Raw genomic sequence first — 15,362 nt, 5'->3', positions numbered from 1 at the left:
CGGCGATACCGGTCCGGCGGGCCGGTATGCCAGATGGCCCCATGGAGGTGCCACATGACTGATCACACTGCTGTCGAACTGAGCCCGGAAGCGATCGAGTTCGCGGAATTCATGGCCGGACTGACGATTCCCGAGTCCGAGTTGGATGCGATGCGCATCGTGTCGGAGAGCGTCCATCTCAAGGCCCGGGAGCCGGAAGGCGTCACCTACCGGGAGGTGGACGCGGGTGGCGTGCCGGCAATCTGGTGCGAACCGGTCGACGCCAACACCGACTACGTCCTCCTGCACGGTCACGCCGGGGGCTCCGTCCTGTCGTCGGCGTTCGTCGACCGAAAGCTAGCGGGCCATATCGCCAAGGCCGCAGGGGCGCCCGTGCTGGTCCTGGACTTCCGGCGGGCACCGGAACACAAGTACCCGGCGCAGGTGGACGACGCGGAGGCGGCCTTCAACTGGCTGCTGTCCGAAGGGTACGAGCCGGGCAACATCATCACGATCGGCCACTCGATCGGCGGGTTCATCGCCGTCGCCCTGGCGCTTCGCCTGCGCGACAAGAAGCAGCCCCTGCCCGGCGCCATCGTGTCAATCTCCCCCTGGTGCGACCTCGAGATCGCCAACGAGACCATGGTGACCAAGGCCGGAACGGACAAGATCCTCAGCAAGGAACTGCTGGAATTCTTCCGGGACGCCTGGATCGGCGGTACGGGCATCGAGTTCACGGACACCCGGATCAATCTGAACCGGGTGGACCTGAGCGGTCTGCCCCCGACGCTCGTCTCCTGGGGAACGTACGAGGTCCTGGCCGGTGAGGACGAGGAGTTCGCCGCCCGCGTCAAGGACGCCGGAATCGACACGGCGACCCTGGTGGTCCCGGGGGGCCAGCACTCCTACGTCTACGGTGCCGGCCGGGTTCCGGAGGTCGACGCCGCCATCGCGCGGATCGGCGCGTGGGTCCGGGAGAAGACCAAGATCTGACCGAGCGGCTCGGGCGCGGCAGTCGCGAGATCCGCGCGCCTGCCGGATCGGGACGGTGGACGGACGCCGACATGGCCCGCGGCAGCGCGCAGGTCCGCGACGCACGCGAGTTCGTCCGGGTCCGGTAGGCGACGGCCGGTTCCTCACACGTGAACCGCGGGGTCGACGGTTCACAACCGGAGGCGGGCGCCTGTGCCCAGCCGGGCGGTGACTTCTCGGGGAGTGAGGGTCGAGTGCTCCGCGGAGCACTCGACGACGACGCGGACCGGGGCGTCGCACTTGGTGTGGCGGACGTCCAGGACAGGACCCTCGGATCCGAGAGCGTACGCCTCGCCCCACTGGCTCAGCGCCATCAGGACGGGCCACAGGTCCCAGCCCTTGCGGGTCAGACGGTATTCGTTGCGGGAGCGGCTGCCGGGCTCCCGGTAGGGGACGGTCTTCAGGATGCCGGCCGAGGTCAGCTTGCGGAGGCGGTCGCTGAGGACGGCTTCCGACAGGCCGATGTGGCGGTGGAAGTCGTCGAAGCGGCGGACGCCGTTGACGGCGTCGCGCAGGATCAGCAGCGTCCATTTCTCGCCGATCACGTCGAGCGTGCGCTGGACGGGGCAGTTCTCCGTGCTCGCCTCAAGCCACTCCATCCCGCCATCGTAAAGGGCTGGCTTCAGCATTGACAGTCAGCTGCGCAGAAGCCTAGCTTCACTGGGAAAAGTCAGCTGCCAGGCAGAGCGAAGGGCGCCGGACCGTGGGGCGAACGCGTACATATCACTGGGACGATCCCGCGATCTCGGCGGAGGCCGCCGGACGCATGGCGGGCCTCGACTTCCTGCGTGAGGTGCAGGCGGGGCGGCTGCCGAGGGCGCCGATCAGCTCCACCGTCGACTTCACCCTGGACGAGGTGGAGCCCGGCAGGGCGGTCTTCTCCCTGACGCCGGGGGAGGAGCACTACAACCCGATCGGCAGTGTTCATGGCGGCGTCTTCGCCACCCTGCTCGACTCGGCGGCCGGCTGCGCCGTCCAGTCCACCCTCCCGCAGGGCATGGCGTACACCTCGCTCGACCTGACCGTGAAGTTCCTGCGGCCGATCACCGTGGACACGGGCCCCGTGCGTGCTGTCGGCACGGTCGTCAGCAAGGGCCGCCAAACCGCTCTCGCGCAGGCCCAGTTGCTCGACGCGAAGGACCGTATCCTCGCTCACGCCACCAGCAGCTGCATGCTCTTCCCGGTGCCGGCCCCTCGGGTGTGACTCCGACTCTTAGGATTACGCTCGAAATACCATAGACTGGTGAAGTCGGTGAAGGGCAACCGGTCCTTCCGGCCGGCGAAGGAGCGTGTGCTGTGGTGCGGTACGGGAAAGAGCACAAGGCGGAGACGAGGCGGCGGATCATCGAGACGGCGGGCCGCCGGTTCAAGCAGGACGGTATCGACGGCTCCGGCGTCTCGACGCTCATGAAGGACGCGGGGCTGACCAACGGGGCCTTCTACGCGCACTTCGCCTCCAAGGACGACCTTGTCACCACGGCACTCGCCGACCAGTTGAAGGTGCAGGCCGAGAATGTCGTCGCGCAGGCTGCGCCCGGCCGTGCCGGAGTCGAGCAGATCGTGCGGGGGTACCTTTCGCCCGAGCATCGCGACAGCCTTGGCGACGGCTGCCCCAACGCCGCTCTGCTCGACGAGATCGGGCGCTGCACCGACGCGACCAGGCGGGCGTACACCGACGGCGTGCTGATCCTCATCGAGGGCATCGCCTCCCGCATGGCGCCCGAGGACCCGTCCTCCGCGCGCGTGAAGGCGCTCAGCCTCCTCGGCCTGCTGGCCGGGACGCTGCAGCTCTCCCGTGCCCTGACGGACCGTCAACTCGCCGAGGAACTCCTCGAACAGGGGATCAACAACGCCCTCAGTCTGCTGGACGCCGCCGACCAGCGCGTCTGACGCACCGGTTCCCTCATCGCCGAGCGGGGCATCCGCTTCGAGGTCCTTCTCGTCGAGACCGGCGCCCTGCGCGCCCTCCCGGGGCGTCCTGGCCCCGGCGGCCCCGGGGTGGGCCGTCGACGACAACGCGATGTTCCGACGGCCGGTCTCTTGCGGCATGATTGAATTACGACCTTACTTTAAAGGTCGGTGTGATGCTGAGGGACTCGATCGAACAGGGTTCCAACTTCTACGGGCCTTCTGCCGTCGACCGGACGGACTGCAGACGCAGTCCAGCAACCCCCACGCAGAAGGGCACGGCCGTGAACGACGCGCAAGGAGTACGAGGCGACGCGGTGACGTCGTACAAGAAGGCGCCCACCCGCACCCACACCGCCGGGGGAGTGACCTTCGCCTACCGTGACCTCGGCCCGAAGGCCGGCGTCCCGGTGGTCTTCATCACCCACCTTGCCGCGGTCCTCGACAACTGGGACCCCCGGGTCGTCGACGGCGTCGCCGCCGGACGTCGCGTCATCACCTTCGACAACAGGGGAGTCGGCGCTCCAGCGGCTCGACACCGAAGACCATCGAGGAGATGGCGAAGGATGCCGTCACCTTCATCCGGGGACTCGGGCTCCAGCATGTCGACATCCACGGGTTCTCGATGGGTGGCATGATCGCCCAGGTGATCGCGCAGGACGAACCGCAGCTCGTCCGCAAGCTGATCCTCACGGGCACCGGCCCCGCGGGCGGCGAGGGCATCGAGAACGCGACCCGGCTGTCCCAGCTCGACACCGCCCGGGCCCTGTTCACCCTCCAGGACCCGAAGCAGTTCCTCTTCTTCACTCGCACCGCGGGTGGGCGCCGAGCCGGAAAGCAGTTCCTGGCCCGTCTCAAGGAGCGCACTCACGACCGGGACAAGGCGATCTCCCTCACGTCGTACTTCGCCCAGCTCAAGGCCATCCACCGCTGGGGGCTCGCGCGGCCCCAGGACCTCTCGGTCATCCACCAGCCCGTGCTCGTCGCCAACGGCGAGAGCGACAGGATGGTGCCGACGAAGAACTCCTTCGAACTGGCCCGGCGACTGCCGAACGCCGACCTGGTCGTCCACCCCGACGCCGGTCACGGAGGCATCTTCCAGTTCCACGAGCGGTTCATGGCGGAAGCCCTCGACTTCCTTGAGCGGTAGTGGATGCCGGGGACTTCGCCGGCCGGACAGCTGAGTATACGAAAGTAAACTGAACGGGGTTAGAATCGCTCCCATGGATGCGTGGACCGAAGTGCTTCAGGACACCGGCATGGACCCCCGACTCGACCGGGACACGTCCAACTGCTCGATCGCGCGGACTCTCGAGATCGTGGGCGAGAAGTGGACGATCCTGATCCTGCGGGAGGTCTGGTACGGCTCGTCCCGCTTCAGCGACTTCGAACGCGTCCTCGGCTGTCCTCGCAACCTCCTCGCGACGCGGCTCCGGATGCTGGTGAAGGAAGGGATCCTGGCGACCGAGACCTACAAGGAGCCCGGTTCGCGAAGTCGGCCGAAGTATGTGATCACCTCCAAGGGCATGGATCTGGTGCCGGCCGTGATGGGGCTGCTGCAGTGGGGTGACCGCTACCGCGCCGACCCGGAGGGGCCGGCGGTACTGGCGCGGCACCGTGAGTGCGGCGCGCAGGTCGACGTCCGGATTCGCTGCGAACGAGGCCACCCGGTGGAAGCGAAGGACATCGAGAGCATCCCCGGACCGGCTTTTCGTATGAGGTCGCCCGAGTGAGATGAGCATCAGGGGTGGCCCTCGGCCGGGTCGGGCGCCGCCCCTCGTGCCGGGCTCAGGTCGCGGCCGTGGCGCCGGCCGGAGTGCCTCCCGCGGTGACGAGGCCGGCAGTCGGGCTGTCACCCTTGCGCTGCCCGGTCATCAGCAAGGCCAGGGCCACAGCCACGGGGACCGCACGGGCCCCGACGCAGAGCCCCGGGGACCAGCCCGGCCACGAACAGTGAGGCCGACCCGTAGCCGCCCCGGGCGGAGAAGACCGCCGCCGGCGACGCGACGCCGCGGCCCCGCCGACCTCGCGGATCGCGTTGTCGGCGCCGGAGGCGATGCCCTGCTCCTCCGGGTGCACCGCTGCTCATGACGAGGTTCGCGCAGGGCGCGAAGAACATCCCCATGCCGATTCCGCAGGCGATCAGCGCCGGCAGCCGAGAGGTGTACGCCACCCATGCCCACCGTGACGACAGGAGCGCGGCCGTCGCGGTCGGACAGAGCCCCGGCCGGCGGCCCGGCGATCACATCAGTCAGGCTGGCATGCGGTTGTTCTTGCGGATCTGCTTGTCGAACGTGCTCGCGGACCTCGTGGTCAAGCGACTCGGAGTAGCCCTCGACGGCGTGCTTGGACGCCACGTAGAGGGCCATGAAGGGCTGGGGGGCGACGCCGAGGACGGACGAGATGTTGATGACGCGTCCGCCGCCCCGGGCGCGCATGTGCGGCAGGACGGCCTTCGTCATGCGGATGACACCGAGGACATTGATGTTCAGGATGCTCTGGGCCTGAGTGAGGGAGTTCTCCTCGACGGCGCCCGCCGAGCCGACGCCTGCGTTGTTGACCAGGACGTCGATGCGTCCGAACCGGTCGATCACCTCTGCGACGGCGGCGGTGGCCGAGTCGTCGCCGGCCACGTCGAGATCCAGGTACGTCACACCGGCGGGCGGGGTGAGTCCGGAGGTCTTGCGGCCGGTTCCGATCACCTCGAAACCCGCAGCGGCCAGGGCGCGGGCCGTTTCCTTGCCGATTCCCGATGTGGCACCTGTCACGAGCGCCACCGGCTGAGTTGTCGCCATCACGAGCTCTCCTACCTTTAAATTACGACCGTATGTCTTACGTTCGTACGACAATATGGGTGTCGTCGGCCCTTGGCAAGGGGGCGCGGCCGGCGATCCCGGAAAGATCCGGGAGACGTCGGTGGCCTATGAGGAAGAGGGGAGCGCCGGGGACATCGTCACGCGCCGGGCGCCGCCCCCCGGGCGTCCAGCACCAGCACCGCGACGTGCAGGGACGTGCACTGCAGGCCCGACTCCAGATCGCAGCCGAGGAGCCGTTCGATGGTGTGGAGGCGCTGGTAGTACGCCTGCCGGGACATGCCGGCCTGTTTCGCCGCGACCGACTTGTTCCCGGCCGCCGTCAGATACGCGCGCAGTGCCGGGAGCAGGTCGCCGCCGTTGCGGTCGTCGTGCTCGATGAGACGCGTGAGCTGGCGTTCCGCGTACCGCTGGAGGCGGACGTCCTCCCGCAGCACGCCCAGGAGCTCCGGCAGCCGGACGTCGGCGGGGACGTAGAACCAGCGGTCGGGTGAGTCGGGCGTGATGGCCTCGGCCGTCTGCTCGGCCTCCTGCCACGACCGGGCGATCCCGGAGAGGTCGGTCACGCCCGGTCCGACGGCGACGACGGCTTCGGGGCCGAGCTCCTCGCGACACAGACGGCCCATCCGCTCGGCGACCGGCTGCCAGGCACTGGCCTGCGCCAGGGCGAGGAGGACGCCGATCCGGCCCGGGGCCGTCTCGCCGACGAGGGCGCGAATACCGGTCTGCGCCATCGCCTTCGCGATCCGCTCGTCGAGGTGCTCCCCGGTACCGGTGTGCGTATGGCGGATGACCACGGCGAAGAGGCGGTGTCCGAGGGTCGGCAGCCCCAGTGCCTCGGCGCGTGCGCGGGCGTCCGCGGGGGAGCGGAAACGCCGTTCGTACAGGTCCCGCAGCACCGAGCGGTGGGCCCGGCGCTCCCACCAGGCCGGCCCGGCCAGACGCGCCATGCTCAGGGCGACCGCCGCGCGCTCCAGGACCAGGACGTGTTCCGGGTCGGGCTCCGGGTTCAGCCGGCCCTCCAGCAGGACCAGCCGCCCCCAAGGCCCCTGGTGGTCCTGCACGGGCGCGATCAGCCACCCCTCCGGCCCGCTCGGCGTGATCTTCTCCGGGGTCGGGGTGGCCCGGGACCGCCGGGACCAGGCCGACACCACCGGCTCGTACGGCCGGCCGAGCAGTTCGCACATCAGGACCCGGTGGGTGAGGTCCTCCAGCACCACGGGGGCCCCCGTGAGCTCGGCGGTGGTGTGCACCAGTTCCTCGGGGCTCGCGCCCCGCAGCGTCAGGGCGGTGAAGATGTCCTGGATGTCCCGGCCGCGGCGCAGCAGCGCCCCCTGGGCGTCGAGGATGAGCGCGTGCACCGCCTGCGTGACGTCGATGAACCGGACGCCGCGGGCCAGCTCGACCAGCGGCACCTCACGTGCACGGCAGGCCGCCACCAGCTCGTCGGGTACCTTCCCGTAGCGGTAACCGAGCTCCACGATCAGGCCGGCCGCGCCGACGTCGGCGAGCTGGTCGACGTAGCCGCGCAGCTCGGAGGCGTCCTCGGGGTAGGGCATGCCGGTCGTCAGGACCAGCTCGCCGCCCTCGAGGAAATCGGCGGGGTTGAGCAGTTCGGTGACGTGCACCCAGCGCACCGCACGGTTCAGCTGCGACTCACCGGCCAGCACGCGCGGCATCCCCTCGGCCAGCACGGGGAGGCTCAGAACCTCCGTGATGGTCGGCAAGTGCCCGGTTGCGGGACGTTTGGGCGGCATAGGGAGTGCTTTCGTCCGAGGTATCGGGGGTCACCTTCGCACCGGCACATCACCGTGGCAAGAGGGGCAAGGCACTTTCCGTGGCGGGCGAGCTCGCCGTGACACATCGTCTCGATAAGGTCCCGAGGCGGAACAGAGTGTGGCTTGACCTGCGGGTTCGCCGGGGTCGAGAGTGAACGCCATCCCCAAGGGACCCGAATCGAAGGGGTCCGCACGGTGTCCCCACCGTGCCGGGGCATCACAGACACCCAGGCCGCACCCGGCGAAAGGAGCGACTCATGCGCATCCCGAAGCGCGTCGCCGTGATCGGTGCCGGCAGCATGGGCAGCCAGGTCATGTGGCGACTGGCCGCCCGCGGAGCCGAGGTCATCGGCTACGACCGGTACGCGCCGGGTCACGACCGCGGCGCGGCCGGGGGCGAGAGCCGCATCTTCCGCGCCGTACACCTCGGTGACCCCGGGTACATTCCGCTGCTGGGGCTCGCCGACCGGATGTGGGACCGGCTCCAGCGGGAAACCGGCCTCTCGCTGCGACGCCGCAGCGGATGCCTGGTGATGGGCGAGACCGCCTCGCCGTCGATGCGTCTCCTCCTCTCCGCCAGCTCCGCCCACCGGCTGGCTCACGAGGTACTGGACGGGGAGGAACTCGCCCGCCGCTACCCGCAGCACCGCCTCCCGGACGGGCACACCGCCGTCCTCGACCGCGAGGGCGCCATCATCAGGCCCGAGGCGTCGGTCCAGGCGGCGGCCGCCCGCGCCGAACAGCTGGGTGCCCGGCTGCACCGCTACACCCCGGTGCGGGAGATCGTCCCCGCGGCGGGCGGCGGGGTGCAGATCATCACCGACCAGGGCACGGACCACGTCGACACCGCCGTGGTGACCGTGGGCCCCTGGATCAACACCCTGCTCCCGGACCTCCCACGGTCCGTGGACGTCCGCCGGCTGATCAGCTCCTGGCACATCCCCACCCGCCACGACTGGTTCGCGGGCGGCGCCCCCGCCTTCGTGCGCAGCGCACCGCACGACTGCTACGGGCTCCCCTCGCCGGACGGCATCTCCGTCAAGCTCGGTCTCTCCCTCGCCCGTTATCTGCCGGTACCCGACCCCGAACGGGTCGACCGCACGGTCCGTCCGGAGGAACTCGCCACCTTCCGTGAGCTCATCGCCGAGCTGATGCCCGACCTGAACCCCGACCCCATCAGGCTGTCGGTCTACATGGAGGGCTACACGGAGTCCGGGAACCCGCTCGTGGGTCGTCTCCCCGGCGAGGACGACATCATCGTCCTGGCCGGATTCTCCGGCAGCGGCTTCAAACTCTCGCCGGCCATGGGCGAGATCGCCGCCGACCTGGCACTCGACGGCAGCACGCAACACCCCATCGACTTCCTCGCACCGGCAGGAGTCGCCGCCGCCTGACACCCGGCAATGCCTGCGGCATCTCGCCGCTCACTCCGACATCTCTGTCATGGGCATGCCCGAAAAGGCACGCACCGGCCATCACCAGTTCCCCGAAGCAAAGACAGGAGCATCCTCATGCCCATTCCCTCGCTTCAGTTCCGTCCGAAGTACGTCTCGTTCGACTGTTACGGCACGTTGATCGAGTGGCCGATGACCCCCATCACGCGAGAGCTCGTCGGCGACCAGATCCCCGCCGAGCACTGGGACCAGTTCGTCCGGGAGTTCCGCGGTTACCGCTACGACCAGGTGCGCGGCGAGTACTACCCCTACGAGCAGGTGCTGCAGGACTCCTTCGAGCGCGTCTGCCGCAAGTGGGGCGTGAAGGCCGCCCCGGACGCGGGCAAGCGGTTCGCCGACGCCGTGCGCAGCTGGGGCCCGCACGCCGACGTGCCGGAACCGCTGAAGAAGATGGGCGAGAACTACAAGCTGGTGATCCTGTCCAACGCCGACGACTCCTTCCTGAAGGAGAGCGTGCCCCGGCTCGGCGCGGACTTCCACGCGGTCTTCACCGCGGAGCAGGCCGGCTACTACAAGCCCCGCTACGCCGCGTTCGAGTACATGCTCGACCAACTCGACGCGTCCCCCGAGGACTTCGTGCACGTCGCCTCGCACACCCGCTACGACCACATGCCGATGCACGACATGGGCTTCCGCAACCTGATCCTGCTCGACCGCGGCTACGACCCCGTCACCCACGGCTACGACTACGTGACGGTCAAGTCCCTGGACGAGCTCAACACCATGCTCGGCATCTGACGCGCGACGTACACCGTCCCGCACGAACAACCCCGAAGGTCCCACCCCACCCCACCCCACCCCCCACTCCCCAGCGTTTTCCGTTCCCCGAATCCACACCCATCACCAGGAGGCGCCCGATGGAAGCAAACCGGATAGGACGCAGAACCGTACTCCGCACCGCAGGCGCGCTGGCCGCCGCCACCGCGGTGACCGGCTGCGGCACCCTCATGGGCAACAGCGAGAGCCGCGGCTCGGGCGGCGGCAAGAAGCGGCTCGTCGTCAGCAACAGCGGCGGCACCTACAACGACGCTCTCACCAAGGCGATCTACGAGCCGTTCACCAAGGAGACCGGCATCACGGTCACCACGGTCAACTACCAGTCGGCGCAGATCATCGCCCAGGTCAAGCAGGGCCGCCCGCAGGTGGACCTGATGGACAACTCACTGCTGATCTTCCAGAAGATGGTGGGGCAGGAGTGTCTGGAGCCCATCGACCATGACCGGCTGAAGAGCATCAAGGGCGCCGGGATCGCGGAGCACAACCTGCCGGAGCACGCGGTCGGCAAGAACGTCTGGGCGAGCCTGATGGCCTACCGCACGGACAGCCTCAAGCGTGTCCCGAAGAGCTGGGCCGACTTCTGGAACACGGACGCCTTCAGCGGTCCGCGCTCGCTGCAGAGCGCGGAGGTGGACCTGCCGGAGCTGGAGTTCGCGCTGCTGGCCGACGGGGTGCCGCTGGACAAGCTGTACCCGCTGGATGTGGACCGGGCCTTCAAGGCGATGTCGCGGATCCGCGGTGACGTGAAGAAGTTCTGGAACACCGGTGCCCTGCCCGCCGTCCTGCTGGGCCGCAAGGAGGTCGTCGCGACCAGCCTGTGGGGCGGCCGCGCGGACGAGCTGATCAAGCAGGGGCAGCCGGTCGCCTACCAGTGGAACGGCGCCCGCAGGATGACCAACGGCTGGGGCATCCCGAAGGGCGCCGACAACACGGACGCGGCCTACAAGCTGATCGACTTCTCGCTGCGGCCCGAGGTGCAGGCGGGCTTCGCCAAGCTCTTCCCGCACGGCCCGGTCGTCCCGGCGGCGACGAAGCTGCTCTCGGAGGACGTCCTGGCCACGCTGCCGACCTCGCCGCAGAACCTCAAGACCGGGTTCGACGCCGATGTCGCCTGGTGGGAGAAGAACCGTGACGCCGTCACCAAGCGCTGGCAGGAGTGGGCCGATGCCTGAGCGGACCCAGAGCCTGACCGCCGGAAAACTGTCCGCCGACGACCTCGCCGCTGCCCTGGCCCCGCGCTCCTCCTCACCGACGGGCAAGTCGCTGTCGGTGACGGGGCTGCGCAAGTCCTACGGCGGGACGACGGTGGTCGACGGTGTGGACATGGAGATCGCGGCCGGCGAGTTCGTCACCTTCCTCGGCTCCTCCGGCTCCGGCAAGACCACCACCCTGATGATGCTGGCCGGGTTCACCGAACCCGACTCCGGCGGCATCACCGTCGACGGCCGGGACATCACCAAACTCAACCCCGGCAAGCGCGACTTCGGTTTCGTCTTCCAGCAGTACCTGCTCTTCCCGCACATGACGGTCGAGGAGAACGTCGCCTTCCCCCTGCAGCTGCGCGGGGTGTCCAAGGCGGAGATCCGCCGCCGGGTCGGGGAGACCCTGGAGGCGGCGGGGCTGTCGAAGTTCGCCGGCCGCAAGCCGCGTGAGCTGTCCGGTGGTCAGCAGCAGCGGGTCGCCCTGTGCCGGGTGCTGGTCTACCGCCCGCCGATCGTGCTGATGGACGAACCGCTCGGCGCGCTGGACAAGAAGCTGCGCGACCAGATGCAGACCGAGATCAAGACCATTCAGCGCGAACTCGGCCTGACCGTCGTCTACGTGACGCATGATCAGGAGGAAGCCCTCGTCCTGTCCGACCGGATCGCCATCATGAAGGACGGCCGCATCGAGCAGTTCGACACGCCTCGCGGCCTGTTCGAATACCCCCGCACCCCGTTCGTCGCCGACTTCCTCGGGGCCGCCAACTTCCTCAACGGCAAGGTGGAGGAGCCGACCGCGGACGGCTGCACGCGGGTACGGCTGGACACCGGCGGCGTGCTCACGGCCCGGGAGCACGCCTGTGTTCCGGGACAGCGGGTTCGGGCAGCTGTCCGGCCGGGCAAGCTGCGGCTGGTCAGTGCCGAGGAAGGCTGTTGTACCGGCACTGTCGAGACGGCCGTCTACGTCGGCTCGCTGACCCGGATCTCGGTCCGTCTGGACGGTGCCGCTCCGGGGACGCCGCCGCTGCGGATCGAGACCGCCCTGGCTCCGCCGCGCACGGGCGAGCGGGTTTGCGTGACCGCTGACCGTGACGACGTCAGTGTCTTCGACGCGACGGACGGGGGGTGAGCCGTGGCCGGCACCGCCGTCGCACCTGCCAAGGTGCGTGTGAAGACGTCCGAGAAGCGCGGGCACCGCTCCCGCATCGCGCTGGTCAACGCCGTCCCCGTCACGGTGTTCCTGCTGGTGCTGTTCGTCTACCCGATCATCGGGGTGCTCTCCCTCAGCCTCAAAGGCGACGGTGGCGGCTTCACCCTGCACTGGTACGCCGACGCCCTCAGCGGCGTGAACCTGTCCGTGCTGATCTCCACCCTGCGGATCTCCGCGGAGACCGCCGTGCTCAGTCTGCTGGTGGGCTTCGTGCTGGCGCACGCCATCGCCCGGATGCGGCCCGTCTTCGCCGCACTCGCCATGCTGATCGTGGTCGTACCGCACTTCATCAGCGCCCTGGTGCGCACCTACGGGTGGATCATCATGCTCGGTGAACACGGCCTCGTCAACACACTGTTGACGTCGGTGGACGCCCCCGGCGCGCCGTACTCGCTGCTCTACAACGAGACCGGTGTCGTCATCGGCACCACCTCCGTGATGCTCCCCTACACGGTGTTGATCCTGCAGGGAGTGATGCGGGGCGTCGACCGCCGGCTGCTCGCCGCGGCCGCCGGGTTCGGCGCCTCACGCCTGACCATCTTCCGCAGGGTCTACCTGCCCCTGGTGGCACCGGGTGTGGGGACGGCGGGCCTGCTCAGCTTCATCCTCTGCCTGGGCTACTACATCACTCCCGCCCTGATGGGCGGCGACAAGCAGACCGTCGTCGCGGCGCTGATCGACCAGCAGGTGATGAAGCAGGACCAGTGGAACTCCGCCGCCGCCTTCGGCGTGATCCTGCTGCTGCTCACCTTCGCCGGCCTGGGCGTGCTCGGCCTGGCCAAGCTCCGCCGCAAGAAGGCACACGCACGAAGGAGCAGCTCATGATGGAACTGCCCGCCACCCGAGCCGGACACATCGGCCGCGGCCTGAGCGCCACCGCCATCCTGCTCTTCCTGGCGATGCCCATCGTCATCATCCTGGTCACCTCCTTCGGCGCGGACGGCATCGGCACCTTCCCGCCCAAGGAGTACAGCACCCGCTGGTACGAGCAGATGGCCGCACCCGGCAGCGACTGGGCCACCTCCATCGCCCTGTCCAGCCTGGTCGCCGCCCTGACCACGGTGTTCTCCCTGATCCTGGGCGTCACCGCCGCCACCGCCCTGGCCCGCGACCGGCTGCCCCTGCACGCGGCCGTCTACGGACTGGTCCTGGCCCCGATGCTCATCCCCCAAGTCGTCATCGCCCTCGGGTTGTTCCTGTTCTTCGAACCCGTCGGCATGCTCGGCAGCCCCCTGGCCATCGCCCTCGGCCACACGGTGCTGGCCGCACCGATCGCGGTCCTCATCATGATCTCCACCCTGAAGGGCATCGACGAACGGCTCGAAGACGCCGCGGCCAGCATGGGCGCCAGCCGCATGACCATCGCCCGGCGCATCACCTTCCCCCTGGCCACCCCCGGCCTGATCGCGGCAGCGGTGTTCTCCTTCATCACCAGCTTCGACGAGTTCTTCATCGCCCAGTTCATGTCGACACCCGACACCCGCACCCTGCCGGTGCTCGTGTTCAACGCCCTGCAGTTCGACGTCGACCCCACCGTCACCGCGGTCAGCGCCGTCCTGATCGCCCTGGCCATCCTGGCCCTCGCCCTGGTCGCCCTCGTCCGCAAACTCGGCGGCCACCGCAACAGCCAAGGCGGCGTCCTGCCCGTCGAACCCCTCACCTGAGCCGTGCGCCGGCACGGGCCGTGCCACCCGCTGACAGCGTCGTCGGCCGGGCCCCCGAGCGGGTGCCCGGCCGGTATCCCCCCGAAAACTTCCTCGCAGGAGACCCGCAATGAAGACGATTCCGTACTGGATCGAAACCGCCGGGGCGTTCCCGGACCGGTCCGGCAAGCCTGTGACCGAGGACACCGACGTGGTGGTCGTCGGCGCCGGCCTGACGGGTCTGTCCACCGCCCTGCACTCCGCCCGCAAGGGCGCCCGTGTCACCCTCGTCGAGAAGGGCCAGATCGGCTCCGGCGCCTCGGCACGCAACGGCGGCATGGCGAACCTGGGCTTCACGATCGGCGTGAACCAGGCCATCCGCCGGTACGGACTCGAGCGGGCCCGCGAGATCTACAACTCCTACGGCGAGGCCGTGGACACCGTCGAGCGGCTCGTGAACGAGGAGTCCATCGACTGCCAGTTCCGTCGCGTCGGACGCCTGGGAGTGGCCTCCCGCCCCGCGCACTTCGAGAGCAAGAAGGCCCAACAGCGCGACCTGGCCAAGTACTTCGGCCACGAGACCACCCTGGTCAGCAAGTCCGAGCTGCGTTCCGAGATCGGATCCGACGCCTACCACGGCGGCCTGCTCGACCCGTTCAGCGCCGCGCTGCACGTCGGCCGCTTCGTGCGCGGCATGGCCGAGGCCTGTGAGCGTACCGGTGTCGAGATCCACGAGCGCAACGCGGCCATCGGCGTCCGGCGCACCGCCGCCGGCCGTTACGAGGTCAGCACCGAGCGCGGTGTGATCCGCGCCGGGCAGGTCATGATGGCCACCGACGCCTACACCGACAAGAACTTCCCGTGGCTGCGCCGCCAGCAGGTCTGCCTGGGCAGCTTCATCATCGTCACCGAGCCGCTCGGCGAGCAGCTCGCCCGGGACATCATCCCCAAGGCCCGCCTCATCGTCGACTCCAACCAGGTCTGCCACTACTTCCGGCTCACCCCGGACAACCGGCTGCTGTTCGGCGGGCGCGCCCGCTTCGCACCGTCCGACCCCACCTCGGACAAGAAGAGCGGGGCCGTGCTGTTCCGTGAGATGTGCGAGATCTTCCCCCAGCTCGCCCGGACGAAGGTCGAGTACGTGTGGGGCGGCTCCGTCGGCTTCGCCATGGACCGCATCGTGCACGCCGGGCAGACCGAGGACGGCGTCTACTACTCCATGGGATACGCGGGCCACGGCGTGCAGATGGCCACGCACATGGGGCAGGTCATGGCCGAGGTGATGGACGGCCACCCCGAGGTCAGCCCGGTGCGCGACATCGCCCCGCCCCGCATCCCCCTCTACAACGGCACCGCCTGGTTCCTGCCCTTCGCGGGCGCCTACTACAAGACGCTGGACCGCATCCGCTGACCGTGCGGCGGCGCACCTCTACGCATACAAGGAGACCTCGAGATGACTGTTGTCCGTGACGTTCCCAAGCAGCTGTTCATCGGCGGTGGTTGGCAGGACGCGGAGTCCGGCCGGACACTGTCCGTCGACAACCCGGCCACCGGTGAGGAGCTGTG

General features: G+C 69.1%; 14 protein-coding genes and 1 pseudogene. 12 read left to right on the top strand and 3 right to left on the bottom strand.

The window, feature by feature from the left end; genetic code table 11:
• The first annotated feature begins 54 nt into the window (after positions 1-54).
• Positions 55-972: an alpha/beta hydrolase gene (locus ACIBL4_RS00075; protein ID WP_399404830.1), complete on the top strand. Its 918-nt coding sequence runs from the start codon at positions 55-57 to the stop codon at positions 970-972.
• Positions 973-1,142: 170 nt separating this feature from the next.
• On the opposite strand, the gene ACIBL4_RS00070 is transcribed toward ACIBL4_RS00075, so the two are convergent.
• On the bottom strand, positions 1,143-1,610 hold the full coding sequence (locus ACIBL4_RS00070; RefSeq protein ID WP_399404828.1) for a winged helix-turn-helix transcriptional regulator: 468 nt from the start codon (positions 1,608-1,610) through the stop codon (positions 1,143-1,145).
• 104 nt (positions 1,611-1,714) lie between these two features.
• Between ACIBL4_RS00070 and ACIBL4_RS00065 the strand changes: the two genes are divergently transcribed.
• From ACIBL4_RS00065 to ACIBL4_RS00050, 4 genes are all read left to right on the top strand, one after another.
• A complete protein-coding gene (locus tag ACIBL4_RS00065) occupies positions 1,715-2,215 on the top strand; it encodes a PaaI family thioesterase (protein WP_399404826.1) in 501 nt (166 codons plus the stop codon).
• Positions 2,216-2,307: 92 nt separating this feature from the next.
• Positions 2,308-2,901 carry a TetR/AcrR family transcriptional regulator gene (locus tag ACIBL4_RS00060; RefSeq protein WP_399404824.1) on the top strand — a complete coding sequence of 198 codons (594 nt, stop codon included), beginning with the start codon at positions 2,308-2,310 and terminating at the stop codon, positions 2,899-2,901.
• Positions 2,902-3,475: 574 nt separating this feature from the next.
• The gene (locus tag ACIBL4_RS00055) at positions 3,476-4,069 is read left to right on the top strand and encodes an alpha/beta fold hydrolase (protein WP_399404822.1); all 594 of its coding nucleotides are present in this window, start codon (positions 3,476-3,478) and stop codon (positions 4,067-4,069) included.
• A 109-nt stretch (positions 4,070-4,178) separates the two neighbouring features.
• Positions 4,179-4,652, top strand: coding sequence for a winged helix-turn-helix transcriptional regulator (locus tag ACIBL4_RS00050; RefSeq protein WP_399406513.1), 474 nt, complete (start codon positions 4,179-4,181; stop codon positions 4,650-4,652).
• 561 nt (positions 4,653-5,213) lie between these two features.
• On the opposite strand, the pseudogene ACIBL4_RS00045 reads toward ACIBL4_RS00050, so the two are convergent.
• Positions 5,214-5,714 (bottom strand): annotated as a pseudogene (locus tag ACIBL4_RS00045) (SDR family NAD(P)-dependent oxidoreductase); the annotation flags it as partial.
• Between the two features lie 158 nt (positions 5,715-5,872).
• Entirely contained in the window at positions 5,873-7,489 is a 1,617-nt protein-coding gene (locus ACIBL4_RS00040; RefSeq protein WP_399404820.1) for a PucR family transcriptional regulator, read from the bottom strand.
• A 278-nt stretch (positions 7,490-7,767) separates the two neighbouring features.
• Here ACIBL4_RS00040 and solA point away from each other — a divergent pair, with 278 nt between their 5' ends.
• From solA to ACIBL4_RS00005, 7 genes are all read left to right on the top strand, one after another.
• On the top strand, positions 7,768-8,904 hold the full coding sequence (gene solA / locus ACIBL4_RS00035; protein ID WP_399404818.1) for an N-methyl-L-tryptophan oxidase: 1,137 nt from the start codon (positions 7,768-7,770) through the stop codon (positions 8,902-8,904).
• Positions 8,905-9,021: 117 nt separating this feature from the next.
• Positions 9,022-9,702 (top strand): haloacid dehalogenase type II, encoded by a 681-nt coding sequence (locus ACIBL4_RS00030; protein WP_399404816.1) that lies wholly within the window; start codon positions 9,022-9,024, stop codon positions 9,700-9,702.
• 119 nt (positions 9,703-9,821) lie between these two features.
• Positions 9,822-10,913 (top strand): extracellular solute-binding protein, encoded by a 1,092-nt coding sequence (locus ACIBL4_RS00025; RefSeq protein ID WP_399404814.1) that lies wholly within the window; start codon positions 9,822-9,824, stop codon positions 10,911-10,913.
• The gene (locus tag ACIBL4_RS00020) at positions 10,906-12,072 is read left to right on the top strand and encodes an ABC transporter ATP-binding protein (RefSeq protein WP_399404812.1); all 1,167 of its coding nucleotides are present in this window, start codon (positions 10,906-10,908) and stop codon (positions 12,070-12,072) included. Before ACIBL4_RS00025 ends, ACIBL4_RS00020 begins: the two co-directional genes overlap by 8 nt.
• A gap of 39 nt (positions 12,073-12,111) precedes the next feature.
• The gene (locus ACIBL4_RS00015; RefSeq protein ID WP_399404810.1) at positions 12,112-12,978 is read left to right on the top strand and encodes an ABC transporter permease; all 867 of its coding nucleotides are present in this window, start codon (positions 12,112-12,114) and stop codon (positions 12,976-12,978) included.
• On the top strand, positions 12,975-13,817 hold the full coding sequence (locus ACIBL4_RS00010) for an ABC transporter permease (protein WP_399404808.1): 843 nt from the start codon (positions 12,975-12,977) through the stop codon (positions 13,815-13,817). The genes ACIBL4_RS00015 and ACIBL4_RS00010 overlap by 4 nt, the downstream gene beginning before the upstream one ends.
• 109 nt (positions 13,818-13,926) lie before the next feature.
• On the top strand, positions 13,927-15,207 hold the full coding sequence (locus ACIBL4_RS00005) for an NAD(P)/FAD-dependent oxidoreductase (protein WP_399404806.1): 1,281 nt from the start codon (positions 13,927-13,929) through the stop codon (positions 15,205-15,207).
• Positions 15,208-15,362: the final 155 nt, after the last annotated feature.

Source organism: Streptomyces sp. NPDC050416 (assembly GCF_044458845.1).
Taxonomy (GTDB): domain Bacteria; phylum Actinomycetota; class Actinomycetes; order Streptomycetales; family Streptomycetaceae; genus Streptomyces.
Note: the sequence above shows the minus strand (reverse complement) of the source record. Positions and strands in the feature narration are given on the sequence as shown.